Origin of the sequence: Sulfitobacter sp. SK025, assembly GCF_003352105.1 — a bacterium.
GTDB lineage: Bacteria > Pseudomonadota > Alphaproteobacteria > Rhodobacterales > Rhodobacteraceae > Sulfitobacter > Sulfitobacter pontiacus.
In genome coordinates this window covers 1699099-1716959 of the sequence record NZ_CP025808.1, presented here as the reverse complement: position 1 = coordinate 1716959, position 17861 = coordinate 1699099, and the positions used below count along the sequence as shown (strand labels likewise).

Here is a 17861-nt window from a genome sequence, read left to right as displayed (position 1 = left end):
CTCGCAGCACGTATTGTAATTTAGTTTAGTGGTAAACTATCTCGCGAGCGTCAGCAACTCGGAGAATTCCGATCTAGGATCAAACTGCCTGACCCGCACTTACGTGAGTGTCCGCAGCGTATAGGCATACCCCCCGTCGTCAAGATATTCGGTTTCAGCGGCGGTGCTTCGCCGACCCAAGGCGTTGTTGCGATACGGAAATCTGCCGAATTGCCGGATCACCTTTCGATGCGCGCGCGCATGCCGCAGCGTCTCCTCGGCCTCGGGCATACGGTCACAGACCAGCCGAACGCAGTGATCCTGATCGGTCAGACTTTCTGAATGCATGAACGGAAGGTAAAAAAATTGCCGTTCAGGCGGCGCAATGAGCCTATCCCATTCGGTGCGCACAGCGGTTTGAGCCGCCCGCAAGGCCCGCAGATCGGTCGAAAACGCCTTCCCCTGCCCGCGAAACATATTGCGCGGAAACTGATCCGCTAGAATGAGATAGGCCAAAGTGCCTTTCGCATCGGTCAGCCAATGGTCCAACCGATGGGTCCCGATGAGCGACCAGGTGTCCAGAAACTGTGACCGGATCGCGGAATCGAGGTCATCATCCACCGCATACCATCCCGCAGGCCCAGTTTCCTCCAGCCAGAACCGACGTACGTCCTCAGGCGTTTTCATAGCCTTGCCTCCTTTGACCACAGAAAAGATCAAACTTTTCTAATTTCATTAGACACAAGATGTAACGAATTAGCAAAACGTCTAGGTCGGCTCCGCTTCCGCGGTTTGTTCGCTCTCGATCGCGTATTCCTGCGCCAATTCGACCGCGACGGTCGTCGCAGCGGGGTAAATCGGGATGTAGTTACCCGTTTCATCCGCAGGAATGGCCGGACGTACCGTCGCGCGGTAGGACGCATAGACCGCCAAAGCAAAGAACAGAACCGCCGTGAACAGGTAGAACCCGCCCGGCCCAAGCGCGGTGCCCATCATCCAGCCGGTGATCACCGGACCCAGAATAGCGCCCAACCCGTTAATAAAGATCATGCCGCCGGAGGCCGCGGCCATATCCTCGGGCTCGAGGAAGTCGTTCGTGTGCGCAATAAGAAGCGAATACAATGGGTTAGACATGCCACCTACGACAAATGCGGTCAGCAACAACACGCTAAAGTTATGCCCCAGCAGCATACCGATGACAGACCCGATACCCCCAATGATGGACGTGATAACGATCAAAAGACGACGGTCCATCCGGTCCGAAACCCAGCCGATTGGATATTGCAAAACCACCGAACCCACAAAAAACGTCGCAACGAAGATCGAAATTTGCGCCACGGTCAGCCCGGCTTCGGCACCGTAAACCGAGGCCATCCCGAACTGCGCCGAAAAGACCCCGCCCAACAGGAACATACCCACACACCCCAAGGGCGAGAAGCCGGCCAGTTCGCGCAAGCTCATCGGTTTGGTGGTGTCAAACGCGGGCGTCGGGCTGATGGACAGCAAAATTGGCGTCACCGCCACGCTGACCAGCACCGACGGAATAACGAACAGGACAAAGCCTGAAGGGTCCGCGGTGAGCAAAAGCGCTTGCGCAATAACGATGCCAAAGGTTTGCACGATCATATACAATGACAGCGCCTGCCCCCGGTTTTCGTTCGTCGCAGCGTTGTTGAGCCAGCTTTCCGCCGTCACGTAAACCGCAGAAAAACAAAAGCCGATCAACACGCGGCCCACCGACCAGACAGCGACGTTCGGGAAGGTCGGATACAGAATCATGACAGCCGAGATCATCGACGCCAGCGCCGCAAAGACCCGCACGTGACCGACGCGCCGGATCATACCCGGTGCCATACGCGAGCCGCCCAAAAAGCCCACGAAATATGCCGACATCACGATCGACATTTCGAAGGTCGAAAATGCCTCGATCCCGCCGCGAATCCCCAAGAGCGTACCTTGCATGCCGTTGCCCACCATCAGCAAACACATGCCCAACAAAAGCGCCCATGCGCTGCTCAGTACCTGAAACATCTTACGAATCCTTTAACGCGATCAGCCCCCTCCCTGACGGCGATCCCTAGAGGTGTCACCCCCCCGAACGACATTCAGACGTTTATTTGCGTCTTTGGAAAGAGCAGCGACGCATCGCCATAGGAGAAAAACCGATAATTCGATTCAATCGCGTGATTGTAAATCTTTTGTATAGTTTTCTGCCCCATCAATGCCGAAACCAGCATCATAAGGGTCGACTTCGGAAGATGGAAATTCGTCATCAACGCGTCTGCGACATTGAATTCAAAACCAGGGGTAATGAAAATATCGGTATCCCCTTCCCAGGGTTGGATATTCCCGGACCGCGCAGCGGTCTCGACCAGCCGCAAGGCAGTGGTCCCAACGGGTATGACCCGCCCGCCAGCAGCCTTGGTGGCGGAGATTTCGGCAGCAGCCTGCGCGCTCACCTGCCCCCACTCGCTGTGCATTTTATGGTCAGCAATGTCATCGACCTTCACGGGCAGAAACGTCCCCGCGCCCACATGCAAGGTGACGTGGCTAAAGCGCACCCCCATCTCGGCGAGCTGATCCAGCAGCAACTGATCAAAGTGGAGCGACGCCGTAGGCGCGGCCACTGCGCCCGCATTCTTGGCAAAAACGGTTTGGTAATCCGTCATGTCCTGCGCGTCTGCCGGACGCTTGCCCGCAATATAGGGCGGCAATGGCATCGCACCGGCATCATTCAGCGCGGCGTCAAAATCGTCGCCGCTGCAGTTGAACCGCAGTCGACCCTGGCCATCCTCGACGCCAACCAAACGGGCAGAAAGATCGGCGCTGAAGACGACAGTCTCGTCAATCTTGAGCTTTTTCAACGGCTTGATCAGTGCAGTCCAATCCGCATCGCCCCGTGGCTCCAGCAAGGTTACTTCGATACGCGCCTGTACCGGCCCCTGTACGCTGTTCCGGTGGCGAAGCCCCGACAACCGCGCCGGAATGACCCTTGTGTCATTCAGCACCAGCCGATCCCCGGGACGCAACCAATCGCTCATATTGGCGACAGTCGTGTCAGTCATATGATCCCCCTGCGCAACGAGCATCTTAGCCGACGTACGGGGGACCGCAGGGCGCGTCGCGATCAAACGCTCGGGCAGTTCAAAATCGAAGTCACTGAGTTTCATACGCGCCCGTTAGCGCCCCTCAAAGCGTTGAGCAACAGGTTTTTGCGGCGCGGGGGTGGCAGCCCCCCCATCCTGAGCGGGCGTCGTGCGTGGGGCGCTGCGAAAAATATCCCGCATCGCACCGGGCACAAACCCCGACAGCGGGTTCACCGAGACAGACGGGCTCTGCACCGTCCCGCCGATAGAGTAGTTGAAACCCAAAAGCCCCTCGCCCTTGCGGGTCAGAAAACTGGCTATTCCGTTCAACATATATACAGGAGAGATCACACCCTGCAGCGCCATCTGGCCGGTGTCAGTGGCAAAAACCCCATCCATAGAAATCCCAAGCGACGCCCCCGTCGCGCTGGCTTGGGTCAGGTTGACGCGATTGGAAGACAGGCGAAAATCAGCTTCGACCGTGTCAAAATATATCCCGTCCCCGTTCAACTCGTTGATCAGCCCGACCACGGAAACTGCGTTCACCAGCGCTGCAATCGTCGGGGCGTCCTTGATACGAACGTCTTTAATCTCTGCATGACCGTCGAAAGCACCGCCCGATCCGGCGGGTACCAGGGTCAACGAAAGCGCGCCGCCGTGGACTTGTTGTGCAATGTTGGCAGACCTCAAAACGCCACCAGCATCGGTTGCCGTCAATTGCACCGCGCTACGGCCATCCTTGGGTACGACGCGACCAGAAACCGGCGCGCCCCCGTTCAAGGCTGCCGTGAACCGTCCATCAAGGCCACGCGCGACGTTAAATTCGCCCTGCATTCCTGTCAGGGCAATTTTATCCGTGACTTGCAATCGATCCAGCGACAACAACATCGGCGGGCTCGCGACCCCGCTGGGCTTGCTTTTTCCGAGCTCCGCCGTGCGCAAATCAAGACGCCCGCCTTTAACCACCAGCTGCACCGGGCGACCTGCCCCCTGCCCGATCAGATCCACAGGCACATCCAGCCAGTTCCCGACCTGCAATCGGTGAAATTGCAATCTGTCCAACGCACCACTTGGGTGCAATGTGACATCTCCGTGCGCCGACAACCCCGCGGCGCTGATTTTCAAGGTATCGACGTCTGGAACCGGCCCAAGCCGCCCCGATATTTCCAACGTGCCCGTCTGGGATCGCGCTTTGGTCCAGCCGATCTGTGGAACGGTGATGCGCAAACCCCGCAGATCCGATGTGACGGAAAAATCAGGGGGTTGACCTTTGACCAGATCCATCGCGAACCACGCCCGCCCTTCACCTGCGATCGTATCAGGGGGCAACGCGATCTTGAAAGTCTCGAGCGTTTTGGCGTTCAGCGCAATATCCGCCCTGACACTGCTCGCAGCACCCGGCTTGCCGAAGGGTTGGGACCATTCGCCGTCAAAGGGAACGCCGTCCAGCTCGCCCTCGCCCTTGATCGTCAGGCCGCTATTGGACGCGTTCAATGTCAGCTGGTCGGCACGCAGCGCGCGATCTTTGACCAGACGGTCGCTTTGGAATTCCGCCAGCGTTCCGTTGATGTCGAAGATCGTCAGCTTCGGGTCAGAGCCTTTTTTCATCGGAAAGGACAAAGTGCCCGCCAACTGGGCCCGTGCATCGACGACGTCAACCGGCAGGTTCGCCTTGTCCATCGCCTGCAACGGGGGCCGGTTCAACAGCGCCAGGACCGATGTGATGTCCGCATCGGCGCGCAACCGAACGATGCCGGGAGGGCCGTCCTTGACCGTGACATCCGGCATGATGAACGAAGAGCCGTTCACCGACACAGGCGTCTCGTTGGGCGGTGTGATCACCCCGGTATCCACGCTGACAACAAAGCGATTGCGCGAAAGGCTCGCATGACCGCTGCCGTCGGTGATATTCGGCATGGTGCGCAAAAATCGAACCTCGGCACCCTGAAAATCAAAGTCGAGGTATGCTTGCGGTGCCTCGCCTGGCTTCAAGCGAAAGGCAAGGTCAACGTCGCTCAACGCGCCGGCGTAGATATTTTCGTCCACCCACTTGCGGGTCTTTGGTTTGACGTTTTCTGGCCAAAGCTCAAGCAGGCGCGCTGGTTTCAACGCGTTCAACCCCGCATCCAGCGCAACTTGCCACCCCTGCGGCCCCGCCCGCAAATCCCCCGACAGGTTCAACGTCGTCCCCCCGTCGACGATATCCATACGGCCGACGGACATGTGAAACGGGTTGAAAGTGATTTTGGCATCCAGGTCGGCACCCTCAATCGACACAGGGGTGTCATAAATATCGGCAGGGTCAGCCACCAGGTCGCGCAGACGGACCTGTGCGACCAGCTCGCCCAGTTTACCGCTGTCATCAATACCCAGACTTGCGGCCCCCTCGATCCGGCCCGACACCCATTTGCTTTCGACCGAAAGCTCGTCAAAACGCAGCAGACGCTGATCTGGGTCATAGCTGAAATAGCTGCGGGCCCCGTCAAAGGGGATCGGCGTAGCACGTTCATTAGGCTGAACCACCCCGGCCCCGATTTGCAGAGTCGCGTTCAGCGGCTCGAAGGTGCCGTCCTCGTCAAGGCTGCTGCGCACCGAACCGGAGATAGACGCGCGCAGCACTTTCAACCAAGCGAAAGCCGGGTTCTGCACCGCGATGTCACCCGCGCTCACGCCATCGAAATTCACGCCGAACTGCGACGCGGTATCGCCGATTTTGCTGCTGTAGTTGGCAGAAAGCGTGGCCGCATCCGCCCCGCCACCCAAAACGGCGAGCTCGGCCGTCATCCGCAGGTTATCGCCTTCACGGTCCAGCAACAGCCGCCCGCCATCCACCGTCCACATCCTGCCGGACTGCAGATCGGTGTAGCGCAAGGTCAGGGCGCGCAGCTCTATCGACCGCAGCCGCGACAGCGCCTTCGTCTCGAACACCGTATCAAGCTGGCCGATCAACTGCGGCATCGTGGCCGCCCGCCGCTCTGCCGGGGCAGTCCCGCTCGCCGCGCTCAGCGCGACGCGGCCATCCTTGTCGCGCCGCAGGTTGGCCACAACCCCGGACATCGCAATATCGCGCGGCTGCACATCGCCCGCCAGCAGGCCCTGAATGGAAAAACTGGCCCGCACTTCACGGAAGGCGGCAAAGCTAACCCCTTGGGGGTTGGTGATATTCACGTCGCGCAGCCGAACGCGCGGCCGCCACCCTTCGTCCACGATCAGCACCATCTCTCCAAAGCCGATCCGCGCAAGCGGCATATCTTTGGCAAACCGCTCTTCGATGCGCGTCTCAAGCCATTCCGGCACGACAATGGGGCTGCGGATCATATAGATGGCAGCCCCTGCGATGGTGGCAACAATCAGCGAAATAACCAGCAGCGACCATTTGGTGGCTTGCCAAAGTCGTCTCCGCTTGGGGGTACGGGGGGCTGCGCTGGTGTTGGGCATGGGCGTCCGGTTTTTAGGGCGGCTTGGGGTTTAAGTTTCGCCAAGCCCGACTAGTATGACAGTGCAGACAACGGCTTCCAATACATAAGAAAGTGACCCATGCCAGAGATTTCCCAACCTGCACCAGACTTTACGCTTCCTGTGACGGGGGGTGGCGAAATTTCGCTCTCCGATCTGCGGGGCAAGGCTGTGGTTTTGTATTTCTACCCCCGTGACGACACGCCGGGCTGCACCAAGGAGGCCGTAGGCTTCTCCGAACATCTTGAAGCATTTGCCGACGCCGGTGCCGTGGTTTTTGGCGTATCCCGTGACACGATGGCAAAACACGACCGTTTTGCGGCCAAACATGCCCTGACGGTCCCCCTGCTGGCTGATATCGATGGGGCCGTGACCGAAGCCTATGGCGTCTGGGTCGAAAAGAATATGTACGGCAAAAAGTCCATGGGGATCGAACGCGCCACCTATCTGATCGATGCGAGCGGCAATATCGCCCGCATCTGGCGCAAGGTGAAAGTCGCCGGTCACGTGGAAGAGGTACTGGACGCGGTGCGCGCCCTATGATCGCGCTGGCCCAAATGGCGGAAAACGTGCTGCGCACTGCGGATGGCCGTGAGAAAACCGCGCTTTCTCACAAGTACGCGGCCGAGTGGCGGGCTGCCCGCGCCGCAGGCGAGGCACCGGAAATCGGCACGTCCAACCCGCCGTTGCGCCCGGCCCGCCCCGACAAGCCAGAACTCTTGTCGCCCCGCGATGTGCCCCACCGCAAGCCCGGATCGCCTGAAGGGCGCATCGCCTTGCTGCACGCCGTGGCCCATATCGAATTGAACGCGGTTGATCTGCACTGGGACATTATCGCGCGCTTTACCGATATCAAAATGCCCATGGGATTTTACGATGATTGGGTCAGCGCCGCCGACGATGAATCCAAACATTTCAATCTGATGTGCGATTGCCTTGAAGCTTTGGGCAGCCACTACGGGGCCTTGCCCGCCCATGCCGGTATGTGGCGCGCAGCCGAGGATACGGTGGATGATTTCATGGGGCGTCTCGCCGTTGTGCCTATGGTGCTTGAGGCGCGCGGGCTGGATGTGACGCCCAATATGATTCAGGTGTTCAAAAGTGCCAAAGCCACGCAGGCCGTCGACGCGCTTGAGGTGATTTACGCCGAAGAGGTCTCGCATGTGGCCTATGGGTCAAAGTGGTTTCACTTCTTGTGCGGGCGTCACGAGCTTGACCCGAAAGAGGCGTTCCACGATCTGGTGCGCACCTATTTCCACGGTGTTCTCAAGCCCCCGTTCAACGAAGAGAAGCGGGCAGAGGCCGGGATTCCACCGGATTTTTACTGGCCGTTGACCGAGAGTGTTTAAAATATTCGCCCTCCAAACCGTTGAATCGGCGATTTATTGCCAAATTTGTCGTTAAACTTTCATTAACCGCCGGTGGGAAAGTCTGAAGGGTTGCCCGACGGACCCCCACTGGCTAAGCACGGCGGGTGACAATCAGCGCGCGGTGGGGGCCTTGCGTGCTGTGACAGGGACGGAACAAGGATACCACGCGTGCGGACAAGGTTTGCAATCAAAATTCATTCGGCGCTTGAACGGTTTTTTCCCGAACGCCGCGTTTTTCTGAAATCCGATACCGACACACGCTTTATCCGCCTGCGCCCCGTTACCCAGCTTTTCGTTTTCACCGGGGCGTCACTGTTTGTGGCCTGGTCGATCGTCGCCACCGCCGTGATCCTGATGGACAGCATCGGGTCGGGCAATTTTCGCGAACAAGCAAAACGCGACCAACGCACCTATCAGGCGCGGTTGAGCGATCTTTCAGCGCAGCGCAATGGGCGCGCGGAAGAGGCCGTCGCCGCGCAGGAACGGTTTAACGCCGCGCTGAAGCAGATTTCGGTCATGCAGTCCGAGCTGCTGCAATCCGAGACGCGCCGCCGCGAGCTTGAGACCGGCATCGAAGTCATTCAAAGCACCCTGCGCGACACGATGAAAGACCGCGAAGCTGCGCGCACCCAGGTCGCCGAACTGGAAGGGGCCGCCGCCGGTGAAGGGAAAGCGACACGCGCCGCCAACGGATCCTCCGCCCCGATTTCCCTGCTGGCAGAGGCGCTTGAGCGTACCGCCGCCGAACGCGATCAGGTGGTGATTGATGCGCAAGACGCGCTAATCCAGGCGGATGAACTGAACCAGAAGCTGGCCTTGATGCGCGAACAGAACGACGCGATTTTCCGCCAGCTTGAAGAGGCGATGACCGTCTCTGTTGCGCCGCTTGATAAAATGTTCCGCAGCGCGGGCATGCCGACCGACCGGATGCTGGCCACCGTGCGCCGCGGTTATTCCGGTCAGGGTGGCCCGCTGATGCCGTTAAGCTTTTCCACACGGGGGGAGGCTCCTTCCCCCGACACCCTGCGTGCCAACCGTCTGCTTGGCCAGATGGACAAGCTGAACATGTACCGCATTGCCGCGCAAAAAGCGCCCTTTGCGAACCCTCTGAAATCCTCCTTCCGCTTCAGCAGCCCGTTCGGCTACCGCCGCGATCCCAAGACGGGGGGCCGCCGGATGCACAGCGGGACAGATTTCGCCGCCGGTATGGGCACGCCCATCCACTCCACCGCCGAAGGGGTTGTGACCCACGCGGGCTGGAGCTCTGGCTACGGGCGACTGGTTAAAATCCAACATGAATTCGGGGTCGAGACACGTTACGCACACATGTCTAAATTGCGCGTAAAAGTCGGCCAAAGGGTATCGCGCGGACAGCGGATAGGTGATATGGGAACATCAGGACGGTCTACTGGCGTCCACCTGCATTACGAAGTCCGTGTCGGTGGCAAGGCTGTAAATCCAATGATCTTTATCAAGGCTGCAAACGATGTTTTCTAAAAGCAAAATCAATGATCCCGCTCCTAAGTCCGACGCAGACACGTCCAGCACCGCTGCACCGTCATCCTCTGCACCGGCCGCGCCCAAGCAAAGCGAATTCAAGGCCAGCGCGCCCAAGGCAAAACCACCTGCCTCCGTGCTGTCCTCCGATCTGCACATCACCGGCAACCTGAAAACAACCGGCGACATCCAGGTTGAAGGCACCGTGGAAGGCGACATTCGCGCCCACCTGCTGACCATCGGCGAAACCGCGACCATCAAAGGCGAAGTGATCGCCGATGACGTTGTGATCAACGGTCGTATTGTGGGCCGCGTGCGCGGTCTGAAAGTCCGCCTGACATCGACCGCCCGCGTCGAAGGCGACATCATCCACAAGACCATCGCCATCGAATCCGGTGCGCATTTCGAAGGCTCCGTTCAGCGTCAGGACGACCCGCTGAACCCCGGCGCGAAATCCGCCCCTGCGCAAAAGCCGAACCCCGCGTCCTGATCGGACAAGGGTGATGAATGTGAAAGGGCGTCGCACTGTTGCGACGCCCTTTTTCGTTGAGATATCAAAATCGTCGGCTGCGAAGTGCTGCGCGACCAAAGCGGGGCAAAGGCGCAAGCGCCCCTGCCCTACGCGATGATTATTTGGTCACCTTGACCTCGACCATACGGTCGGGTGTGCCGGTGACAGCGCCGTTGCCGCCGGTCCCGCGCTTGATCGCGTCCAGCACGTCCAGCCCTTCGGTCACTTTGCCCACAACGGTGTATTGCCCGTTCAGGAAGTGCCCCTGGTCAAACATGATAAAGAACTGCGAGTTCGCGGAATCCGGGCTTTGGCTGCGAGCCATCCCGACGACACCGCGGTCAAAGGGGATGTCCGAGAATTCGGCAGGCAGGTCAGGCAGGTCGGAACCGCCCATGCCCGCGCGGCCTGTGTCCCCACCGGCCTTGCCAAATTCGACGTCACCGGTTTGCGCCATGAAACCGTCGATCACGCGGTGAAACACCACGCCATCGTATGCCCCTGCTTCGGCCAGCTCTTTCAGCCGAGCCACATGCGCGGGGGCCACGTCTTCGGCCAGATCGATCTTGATGGTGCCTTGCGCTTCGCCATCCACGGTGATCGCCAGACCATCCGCGAAAGCCGCCCCTGCCATCACGGCAGAAGCAACGCCTGCTGCAATCAGATTACGCATCAGCGGCAACCTTGACGCTGATCATGCGATCAGGGTTCGCTGGCGGCTCGCCACGGGTAATCGCGTCGACATGCTCCATCCCCGAGATGACCTGACCGTAAACGGTGTACTGACCGTTCAGGAAGTCGTTGTCTTTGAAGTTGATGAAGAACTGGCTGTTTGCGCTATCGGGGTTGGCGGAACGCGCGGCACCGATGCTGCCACGGGCGTGTGGCACTTTGGAGAATTCGGCTGGCAGGTTCGGCATGTCAGACCCACCGGTCCCCGCGGCGCGCAGGTTGAAATTGTCTTCCATGTTGCCGTTGGCCACGTCGCCTGTCTGCGCCATGAACCCTTCGATCACGCGGTGAAAGGCCACGTTGTCGTATTTACCGGCGCGGGCCAGTTCTTTCATACGCTCTACATGTTTGGGGGCCACATCAGGCAACAGCTGGATGGTGACAGTGCCGCCCTTCAGTTCCATCAGGATCGTGTTTTCGGGGTCTTTGATCTCGGCCATGCCGGTCTCCTTTAAGAATTTCGTTGGCAATTACCTAGGACGTGCAAGCGCAATTGCCAAGCGGGTCCATTGACCCTGACGGCAATAACGGCAAAACACGACGGGAATTGTGGTTTTACACGAGGGACAAGATGGGCTGGAAAGCATTGGATGACATGGACCTGCGCGGCAAGCGGGTTCTGGTGCGCGTGGATATCAACGTGCCGGTTGAAAACGGCAAGGTAACGGACGACACCCGCATCCAGCGGATCATCCCCACCCTGCGCGACATTCTGGAACAAGGTGGCACCCCTGTGTTGCTGGCGCATTTTGGCCGCCCCAAGGGCAAACGCGTGCAGGATCTGAGCCTGCGTGTCGTCCTCCCCGCGCTGGAGGATGCCTTGGGCCGCAAAGTCGTGCTGGCCGAAACGCTCGAGGCCGCCGAGGCGGGCACCGAAGAGATCAACGCCGCCGATGTATTGCTGCTTGAGAACATCCGTTTCTATCCGGGCGAGACCGAGAACGACCCCGATTTTGCCAAACGTCTGGCCGGTTTGGGCGATATCTATTGCAACGATGCCTTCTCTGCCGCGCACCGCGCCCATGCGTCGACCGAAGGGGTCGCGCGGCTCTTGCCCTCTTGTGCGGGTCGTTTGATGCAGGCCGAACTTTCGGCGCTTGAGGCCGCGCTGGCCACTCCGAAACGCCCCGTGGGCGCGGTGGTGGGCGGTGCCAAAGTATCGACCAAGATCGAGCTGTTGGAAAACCTCGTGAACCGGCTGGATCTGTTGGTGATCGGGGGCGGCATGGCCAATACGTTTCTGGGCGCGCAGGGCGCTGATCTGGGCAAGTCCCTGTCTGAGCCCGATTTTTACGACACCGCCAAGGATATTCTGGCACAGGCCGAAAAGGCCGGCTGCCGCGTTTTGCTGCCCGTAGATGGGCTTGTCGCGCGGGAATTCGCCGCCCATGCCGCGCATGAGGTCGCAGCCCTTGGGGCCGATACCGTGCTGGCTGCGGACCAGATGGTACTGGACGCAGGCCCAAAGACGGTTGAACTGGTCAAAGACGCGTTTGACGGCCTGAAAACCCTGATCTGGAACGGCCCCATGGGCGCGTTCGAGATCACCCCCTTCGACACCGCAACCGTTGCCGCGGCCAAGGCAGCGGCTGCGCTGACACGCAACGGCGCGCTGATCTCGGTGGCGGGCGGTGGCGACACCGTGGCCGCGTTGAACCAGGCAGGTGCGGCGGAGGATTTCACCTATATCTCCACCGCGGGCGGGGCCTTCCTTGAATGGATGGAAGGCAAGACCCTCCCCGGCGTCGCCGCCCTGGACGCCTGACCTTATCCCCCGCCAGTCGTGGCACAGCGATGCGACTGGCGGGAAAGATATGCGACATCCTTGCCCAACCCCCTAAAAATATGAACATTTTCTTGCCAATCGGAAGACGGGGGATTCCCTTCGCGAATCACCTGTGTCATACTGGGGGAACGTCCACTAAGAGACGATTAAAGGCAGATACATGAACCGCAGCAGCAAACCCGCTTTTGGCACTCTCTTGTTTTTCGCGATCGCCTTCGCGCTGAGCCTCTATTTCGCCTTTGCGGCGATTCAGGGGAACTACGGCCTGTTCCGCCGCGCCGAGATTGTGGCCGAAGCGCAGGATCTGCGGGTACAGCTTGCACAGGTGCAGATCGATGTGGCGCGGATGGAGAACCTGACCCATCGTCTGTCTGACGAATATCTTGATCTCGACCTGCTGGACGAACAGACCCGCAAGGTGCTGGGGATGATCCGCGCCGACGAAATCGTGATCCGCTGATACCCGCGCATCATCCGGCATAATCCCCCGCAGCGTCATAAAAAATTCACGCCCCGCCAGCAGGGTATTGCGTGACTTGTAAATGCCTCTCGCCATCATTGCTCGAATCCGATAAGAGATAGTTTAACGCTAAACTATTTTGCGCGTGCGCGGGACAAACTACGGAGGAATTGCCCCATGGCTGCCCAGAAACCGACGAAAAAGACAAACGCCAGCGCTGAAGAGCTCAAGGCCTATTACCGCGATATGCTGCTGATCCGGCGGTTCGAGGAAAAAGCGGGCCAGCTTTACGGCATGGGTTTGATCGGTGGTTTTTGCCACCTGTATATCGGACAAGAAGCGGTGGTTGTCGGGCTTGAAGCCACGACCAAGGACGGCGACAGCCGCATCACCACCTACCGCGACCACGGGCATATGCTGGCCTGCGGCATGAACCCCGACGGGGTGATGGCCGAACTCACCGGCCGCGAAGGCGGCTATTCCCGCGGCAAGGGCGGGTCCATGCATATGTTCTCTAAGGAAAAGAAATTCTACGGCGGCCACGGTATCGTGGGCGCGAACGTGCCCCTTGGCGCGGGCATCGCCTTTGCGGACAAGTATAAGGGCAACGACAACGTTACCTTTACCTATTTCGGGGACGGTGCCGCGAACCAGGGTCAGGTCTACGAGACGTTCAACATGGCCGCCCTGTGGAAACTGCCGGTGATTTTCATCATCGAGAACAACCAATACGCCATGGGCACCTCGCAGCAGCGCTCTACCTCCAGCGCTGAAATCTGGGAACGCGGCAAGGCTTTCGGCATCCCCGGCGAAGCGGTGGATGGCATGGATGTGCTGGCGGTCAAGGACGCGGGCGAACGCGCGGTGAAACACTGCCGCTCGGGCGACGGCCCCTATATTCTGGAAATCAAGACATACCGCTACCGCGGGCATTCGATGTCGGACCCGGCCAAATACCGGACCCGCGAAGAAGTGCAGAAAATGCGCGACGAACGCGACCCCATCGAACAGGTGCGCAACATTCTGCTGGAACATAAACACGCCAGCGAGGACGATCTGAAAGCGATCGACAAAGAGATTAAGGAAATCGTTAACGCAAGCGCGGAGTTTGCCAAAGAAAGCCCCGAACCCGCGGCGGAAGAGCTTTGGACAGATATCTACGCAACCGAAGTCCCACAGGAGGCTTGAACCATGGCAATCGAAATTCTCATGCCCGCACTGAGCCCCACAATGGAAGAAGGCACGCTTGCCAAATGGCTGGTCAAAGAGGGCGACACCGTATCCTCGGGTGACATCATGGCCGAGATCGAAACCGACAAGGCCACGATGGAATTCGAAGCCGTCGACGAAGGTACCATCGGCAAGATCCTGATCGACGCCGGCACCGAAGGCGTCAAGGTCAACACCCCCATTGCCGTGCTGCTGGAAGAAGGCGAAGACGCCTCTGACATCGACAGCGCCTCCAGCGCCGCACCGGCGACACAGGCCAAGGCCGACGATAGCGACCACGCCAAATCCGACAAGGCGCCCGCCGCCGCCAAGCCCGACGCCGAGGCCCCGAAAGCACCGGAAACGGACACCACCCCCGACTGGCCCGAAGGTACCAAGCTGAAACAGCAGACTGTACGCGAGGCCCTGCGCGACGCCATGGCCGAAGAAATGCGCCGCGACGAAGATGTGTTCCTGATGGGCGAGGAAGTCGCCGAATACGAAGGTGCCTATAAAATTTCCCAAGGCTTGCTGGACGAATTCGGGGCCAAGCGGATCATCGACACGCCGATTACCGAACACGGGTTTGCCGGTATCGGTGTGGGTGCCGCCTTTGGCGGGCTGCGCCCCATCGTCGAATTCATGACCTGGAACTTTGCCATGCAGGCGATCGACCACATCCTGAACTCCGCCGCGAAAACGCTCTATATGTCCGGTGGGCAGATGGGCGCACCGATGGTCTTCCGCGGACCAAACGGGGCCGCTGCCCGCGTCGGCGCGCAGCACAGCCAGGATTACGCCGCGTGGTACATGCAGATCCCCGGCCTCAAGGTGGTCATGCCCTATTCTGCCTCCGATGCCAAAGGTTTGATGAAAACCGCGATCCGCGACCCCAACCCCGTCGTTTTCCTTGAAAATGAAATCATGTACGGCAAATCCTTCGATGTGCCCGATGTCGAGGATTATACCGTCCCCTTCGGCAAGGCCCGCATCTGGCGCGAGGGCACGGATGTCACGATTGTCAGCTTTGGCATCGGCATGACCTATGCGCTGGAAGCCGCTGAAAAGCTGGCCGAAGAAGGCATCGACGCCGAAGTCATCGACCTGCGCACCCTGCGTCCGATGGACACCGCCAGCATCATCAAGTCGGTGATGAAGACCAACCGCCTCGTCACCGTCGAAGAGGGCTGGCCGCAAGGCTCCGTCGGGAACTACATCTCAAGCGTGATCATGCAGGAAGCCTTTGACTATCTGGACGCGCCGGTGATCAACTGCACCGGCAAAGATGTGCCCATGCCCTATGCCGCAAACCTCGAAAAACTGGCGCTTGTCACCACGGACGAGGTCATCGCGGCGGTCAAAAAAGTCACCTACAAGTAAGGAGCGGTCCACATGCCCATAGAAATCCTCATGCCCGCCCTCAGCCCCACGATGGAAGAAGGCACGCTGGCGAAATGGCTTGTTTCCGAAGGGGATAGCGTCTCCTCCGGTGATATCCTGTGCGAGATTGAAACCGACAAGGCGACGATGGAATTCGAAGCCGTCGACGAAGGCACCATCGGCAAGATCCTGATCGGTGACGGCAGCGAAGGCGTCAAGGTGAACACCCCCATCGCCGTGCTGCTGGAAGAGGGCGAAGAGGCGTCAGACATTGACAGCGCCCCTGCCCCGGCCGCCAAGGACAGCGCCAAGGAAGATGCCCCCGACCAGGACGCGGCCCCTGAAAAAGGCTACGGCCGCGGCGAAAGCGACGCCAACGACACAGGCAAATCCGCCCCCGCCGCGCCCAAGGGCAGTGACGGAAAACGGCTGTTTGTAACACCGCTGGCCCGTCGCATCGCGGCAGACAAAGGCGTGGACCTGACCGAACTCTCCGGCTCTGGCCCGCATGGTCGCATCATCAAAGCAGATGTGGAGGCAGCCTCCGCCGGTGGTGCCAAAGCCAAACCGGCCGAAAGCACGCAAACCGCCAGCGCCCCCGCAGCCATGGCGGCCCCTGCTGCGGGCCCTTCCGCCGACGCCGTGATGAAAATCTACGAAGGCCGCGCGTTCGAGGAAATCTCCCTCAACGGCATGCGCAAGACCATCGCCGCGCGCCTGACCGAAGCCAAACAGTCGATCCCGCATTTCTACCTGCGCCGCGACATCGAGCTCGACGCGCTGCTGAAGTTCCGTGGTGAGCTGAACAAACAACTCGAAGCCCGCGACGTGAAGCTGTCGGTCAATGACTTCATCATCAAAGCCTGCGCGCTGGCGCTGCAAACCGTGTCTGACGCCAATGCCGTCTGGGCCGGTGACCGCATCCTCAAGCTCAAGCCCTCGGATGTGGCCGTCGCCGTGGCCATCGAGGGCGGCCTGTTCACGCCAGTGCTGAAAGACGCCGAGATGAAATCGCTCTCGACCCTCTCGGCAGAGATGAAAGACCTCGCCACCCGTGCACGCGACCGCAAGCTTGCGCCGCATGAATATCAGGGCGGCAGCTTCGCCATCTCGAACCTCGGCATGTTCGGGATCGACAACTTCGATGCGGTCATTAACCCACCCCATGGCGCGATTTTGGCCGTCGGCGCAGGGGTCAAGAAACCCATCGTCGGCAAGGACGGGGAACTCGCCGTCGCCACGGTCATGTCCGTCACCCTCTCTGTCGATCACCGCGTCATCGACGGTGCCTTGGGCGCTCAGCTGCTCAGCGCCATCAAGGACAATCTCGAAAACCCCATGATGATGCTGGCGTAACCCCTCTTCCAAATGGATCCAAATCCTCGGGGGTCCGTGGGCAGACAGCCCCCGGCCTCACAAAAAAAAGGCCGGCCCCAATGACGGGTCCGGCCTTTTCACATCTCGACGAAGGCGCGCGCCCTCAATCCCCTAGCATTACATATTAATATCGCCCTGCGGCCCCAGCATGTGATCCATGAGGACCGATGGCTGATCGCAACCCGCCTCACCCACGACCCGCGCAGGAATGCCCGCGACGGTCTTGCAGGGCGGCACGGATTCCAGCACGACAGACCCCGCCGCAATGCGCGAGCAATGCCCGATAGAGATATTACCCAACACTTTCGCCCCCGCGCCGATCAGCACGCCGTTGCCAATTTTCGGGTGACGGTCCTGCTCTTCCTTGCCCGTCCCGCCCAAAGTGACCGAGTGCAGCATCGACACGTTGTCGCCCACGACCGCGGTTTCGCCAATCACGACGGAATGGGCGTGGTCGATCATGATTCCCTTGCCGATCGTCGCGGCGGGGTGGATATCGACGCCAAAAATCTCGCTCACGCGCATCTGCACGAAATAGGCCAGATCCCGTTTACCTTGTTTCCACAGGTGATGACCCACACGGTAGGCCTGCACGGCCTGATAGCCTTTGAAATACAGGATCGGTTGCAACAGCCGGTGGCAGGCGGGGTCACGCTCGTAAATCGCCACCAGATCGGCACGTGCCGCCTTGATCAGGTCGGGATCACTGGCAAAGGCCTCCTCCACCATCTCATGGACCACCATCATCGACATTTCATTCGAGGCCAGCTTCGCCGCGATACGGTAGGATAGCGCTTTCTCGATGGATTTATGGTGCAGAATCGTGGCGTGGACAAAACCGCCAATCAGCGGCTCATCGCGGACAGCATTCTGTGCTTCCGTATGGATCTGATCCCAAACCGGATCCACCGTGGCGATATTCGTGCGTGCATTTGCCATAAGACCATCCTTCTTTGTCCCCACGATATAGCAGGTTCCGCCCAAGTGCCAAACGCAAAGCCAAGGGTTTACACGCGCA

16 protein-coding genes are annotated in these 17861 nt (G+C 59.7%); 9 read left to right on the top strand and 7 right to left on the bottom strand.

Features of this window, described 5'->3' with window-relative positions; translation table 11 throughout:
* Positions 1–99 precede the first annotated feature (99 nt).
* From C1J04_RS08360 to C1J04_RS08345, 4 genes are all read right to left on the bottom strand, one after another.
* Positions 100–666, bottom strand: coding sequence for a DUF924 family protein (locus C1J04_RS08360; protein ID WP_037954370.1), 567 nt, complete (start codon positions 664–666; stop codon positions 100–102).
* An 81-nt stretch (positions 667–747) separates the two neighbouring features.
* Positions 748–2010 carry an MFS transporter gene (locus tag C1J04_RS08355; RefSeq protein WP_005852959.1) on the bottom strand — a complete coding sequence of 421 codons (1263 nt, stop codon included), beginning with the start codon at positions 2008–2010 and terminating at the stop codon, positions 748–750.
* A gap of 74 nt (positions 2011–2084) precedes the next feature.
* On the bottom strand, positions 2085–3149 hold the full coding sequence (queA, locus tag C1J04_RS08350) for a tRNA preQ1(34) S-adenosylmethionine ribosyltransferase-isomerase QueA (RefSeq protein ID WP_009826766.1): 1065 nt from the start codon (positions 3147–3149) through the stop codon (positions 2085–2087).
* Between the two features lie 9 nt (positions 3150–3158).
* Positions 3159–6503 carry a YhdP family protein gene (locus C1J04_RS08345; protein ID WP_009826765.1) on the bottom strand — a complete coding sequence of 1115 codons (3345 nt, stop codon included), beginning with the start codon at positions 6501–6503 and terminating at the stop codon, positions 3159–3161.
* 99 nt (positions 6504–6602) lie between these two features.
* On the opposite strand from C1J04_RS08345, the gene C1J04_RS08340 reads away from it, so the two are divergent.
* The 4 genes from C1J04_RS08340 (at position 6603) to C1J04_RS08325 (ending at position 9878) form a co-directional block, all read left to right on the top strand.
* Positions 6603–7064, top strand: a complete 462-nt coding sequence (locus C1J04_RS08340) for a peroxiredoxin (RefSeq protein ID WP_005852954.1) — start codon at positions 6603–6605, stop codon at positions 7062–7064.
* Entirely contained in the window at positions 7061–7870 is an 810-nt protein-coding gene (locus C1J04_RS08335) for a ferritin-like domain-containing protein (protein WP_009826763.1), read from the top strand. Before C1J04_RS08340 ends, C1J04_RS08335 begins: the two co-directional genes overlap by 4 nt.
* Before the next feature lie 189 nt (positions 7871–8059).
* Positions 8060–9388 (top strand): M23 family metallopeptidase, encoded by a 1329-nt coding sequence (locus C1J04_RS08330; protein ID WP_005852951.1) that lies wholly within the window; start codon positions 8060–8062, stop codon positions 9386–9388.
* Positions 9378–9878 carry a bactofilin family protein gene (locus tag C1J04_RS08325; protein ID WP_005852949.1) on the top strand — a complete coding sequence of 167 codons (501 nt, stop codon included), beginning with the start codon at positions 9378–9380 and terminating at the stop codon, positions 9876–9878. The genes C1J04_RS08330 and C1J04_RS08325 overlap by 11 nt, the downstream gene beginning before the upstream one ends.
* Before the next feature lie 139 nt (positions 9879–10017).
* Here the strand turns inward: C1J04_RS08325 and C1J04_RS08320 are convergent, their stop codons facing one another.
* Entirely contained in the window at positions 10018–10572 is a 555-nt protein-coding gene (locus tag C1J04_RS08320; RefSeq protein WP_009826762.1) for a peptidylprolyl isomerase, read from the bottom strand.
* Entirely contained in the window at positions 10565–11071 is a 507-nt protein-coding gene (locus C1J04_RS08315; RefSeq protein ID WP_009826761.1) for a peptidylprolyl isomerase, read from the bottom strand. Before C1J04_RS08315 ends, C1J04_RS08320 begins: the two co-directional genes overlap by 8 nt.
* Before the next feature lie 131 nt (positions 11072–11202).
* On the opposite strand from C1J04_RS08315, the gene C1J04_RS08310 reads away from it, so the two are divergent.
* The 5 genes from C1J04_RS08310 (at position 11203) to C1J04_RS08290 (ending at position 16822) form a co-directional block, all read left to right on the top strand.
* Positions 11203–12396: a phosphoglycerate kinase gene (locus tag C1J04_RS08310; RefSeq protein ID WP_009826760.1), complete on the top strand. Its 1194-nt coding sequence runs from the start codon at positions 11203–11205 to the stop codon at positions 12394–12396.
* Positions 12397–12577: 181 nt separating this feature from the next.
* A complete protein-coding gene (locus C1J04_RS08305; RefSeq protein ID WP_005852941.1) occupies positions 12578–12877 on the top strand; it encodes an FtsB family cell division protein in 300 nt (99 codons plus the stop codon).
* 177 nt (positions 12878–13054) lie between these two features.
* Positions 13055–14065, top strand: coding sequence for a pyruvate dehydrogenase (acetyl-transferring) E1 component subunit alpha (pdhA, locus tag C1J04_RS08300; protein WP_009826759.1), 1011 nt, complete (start codon positions 13055–13057; stop codon positions 14063–14065).
* 3 nt (positions 14066–14068) lie between these two features.
* The gene (locus tag C1J04_RS08295) at positions 14069–15466 is read left to right on the top strand and encodes a pyruvate dehydrogenase complex E1 component subunit beta (protein ID WP_009826758.1); all 1398 of its coding nucleotides are present in this window, start codon (positions 14069–14071) and stop codon (positions 15464–15466) included.
* A 12-nt stretch (positions 15467–15478) separates the two neighbouring features.
* Complete coding sequence (locus tag C1J04_RS08290; protein ID WP_037954368.1) at positions 15479–16822, top strand: pyruvate dehydrogenase complex dihydrolipoamide acetyltransferase; 1344 nt, start codon at positions 15479–15481, stop codon at positions 16820–16822.
* 138 nt (positions 16823–16960) lie between these two features.
* Here C1J04_RS08290 and cysE read toward each other — a convergent pair whose 3' ends face one another.
* The gene (gene cysE, locus C1J04_RS08285; RefSeq protein ID WP_037954365.1) at positions 16961–17782 is read right to left on the bottom strand and encodes a serine O-acetyltransferase; all 822 of its coding nucleotides are present in this window, start codon (positions 17780–17782) and stop codon (positions 16961–16963) included.
* Between the last annotated feature and the right edge of the window lie 79 nt (positions 17783–17861).

Coding starts and splice junctions, on each gene's coding strand:
- C1J04_RS08315 (WP_009826761.1), bottom strand. CDS start 11,071: ATGGCCGAGATCAAAGACCCCGAAAACACGATCCTGATGGAACTGAAG.
- C1J04_RS08335 (WP_009826763.1), top strand. CDS start 7,061: ATGATCGCGCTGGCCCAAATGGCGGAAAACGTGCTGCGCACTGCGGAT.
- C1J04_RS08290 (WP_037954368.1), top strand. CDS start 15,479: ATGCCCATAGAAATCCTCATGCCCGCCCTCAGCCCCACGATGGAAGAA.
- C1J04_RS08360 (WP_037954370.1), bottom strand. CDS start 666: ATGAAAACGCCTGAGGACGTACGTCGGTTCTGGCTGGAGGAAACTGGG.
- cysE (WP_037954365.1), bottom strand. CDS start 17,782: ATGGCAAATGCACGCACGAATATCGCCACGGTGGATCCGGTTTGGGAT.
- C1J04_RS08295 (WP_009826758.1), top strand. CDS start 14,069: ATGGCAATCGAAATTCTCATGCCCGCACTGAGCCCCACAATGGAAGAA.
- C1J04_RS08340 (WP_005852954.1), top strand. CDS start 6,603: ATGCCAGAGATTTCCCAACCTGCACCAGACTTTACGCTTCCTGTGACG.
- C1J04_RS08310 (WP_009826760.1), top strand. CDS start 11,203: ATGGGCTGGAAAGCATTGGATGACATGGACCTGCGCGGCAAGCGGGTT.
- queA (WP_009826766.1), bottom strand. CDS start 3,149: ATGAAACTCAGTGACTTCGATTTTGAACTGCCCGAGCGTTTGATCGCG.
- C1J04_RS08305 (WP_005852941.1), top strand. CDS start 12,578: ATGAACCGCAGCAGCAAACCCGCTTTTGGCACTCTCTTGTTTTTCGCG.
- C1J04_RS08345 (WP_009826765.1), bottom strand. CDS start 6,503: ATGCCCAACACCAGCGCAGCCCCCCGTACCCCCAAGCGGAGACGACTT.
- C1J04_RS08320 (WP_009826762.1), bottom strand. CDS start 10,572: ATGCGTAATCTGATTGCAGCAGGCGTTGCTTCTGCCGTGATGGCAGGG.
- C1J04_RS08355 (WP_005852959.1), bottom strand. CDS start 2,010: ATGTTTCAGGTACTGAGCAGCGCATGGGCGCTTTTGTTGGGCATGTGT.
- C1J04_RS08325 (WP_005852949.1), top strand. CDS start 9,378: ATGTTTTCTAAAAGCAAAATCAATGATCCCGCTCCTAAGTCCGACGCA.
- pdhA (WP_009826759.1), top strand. CDS start 13,055: ATGGCTGCCCAGAAACCGACGAAAAAGACAAACGCCAGCGCTGAAGAG.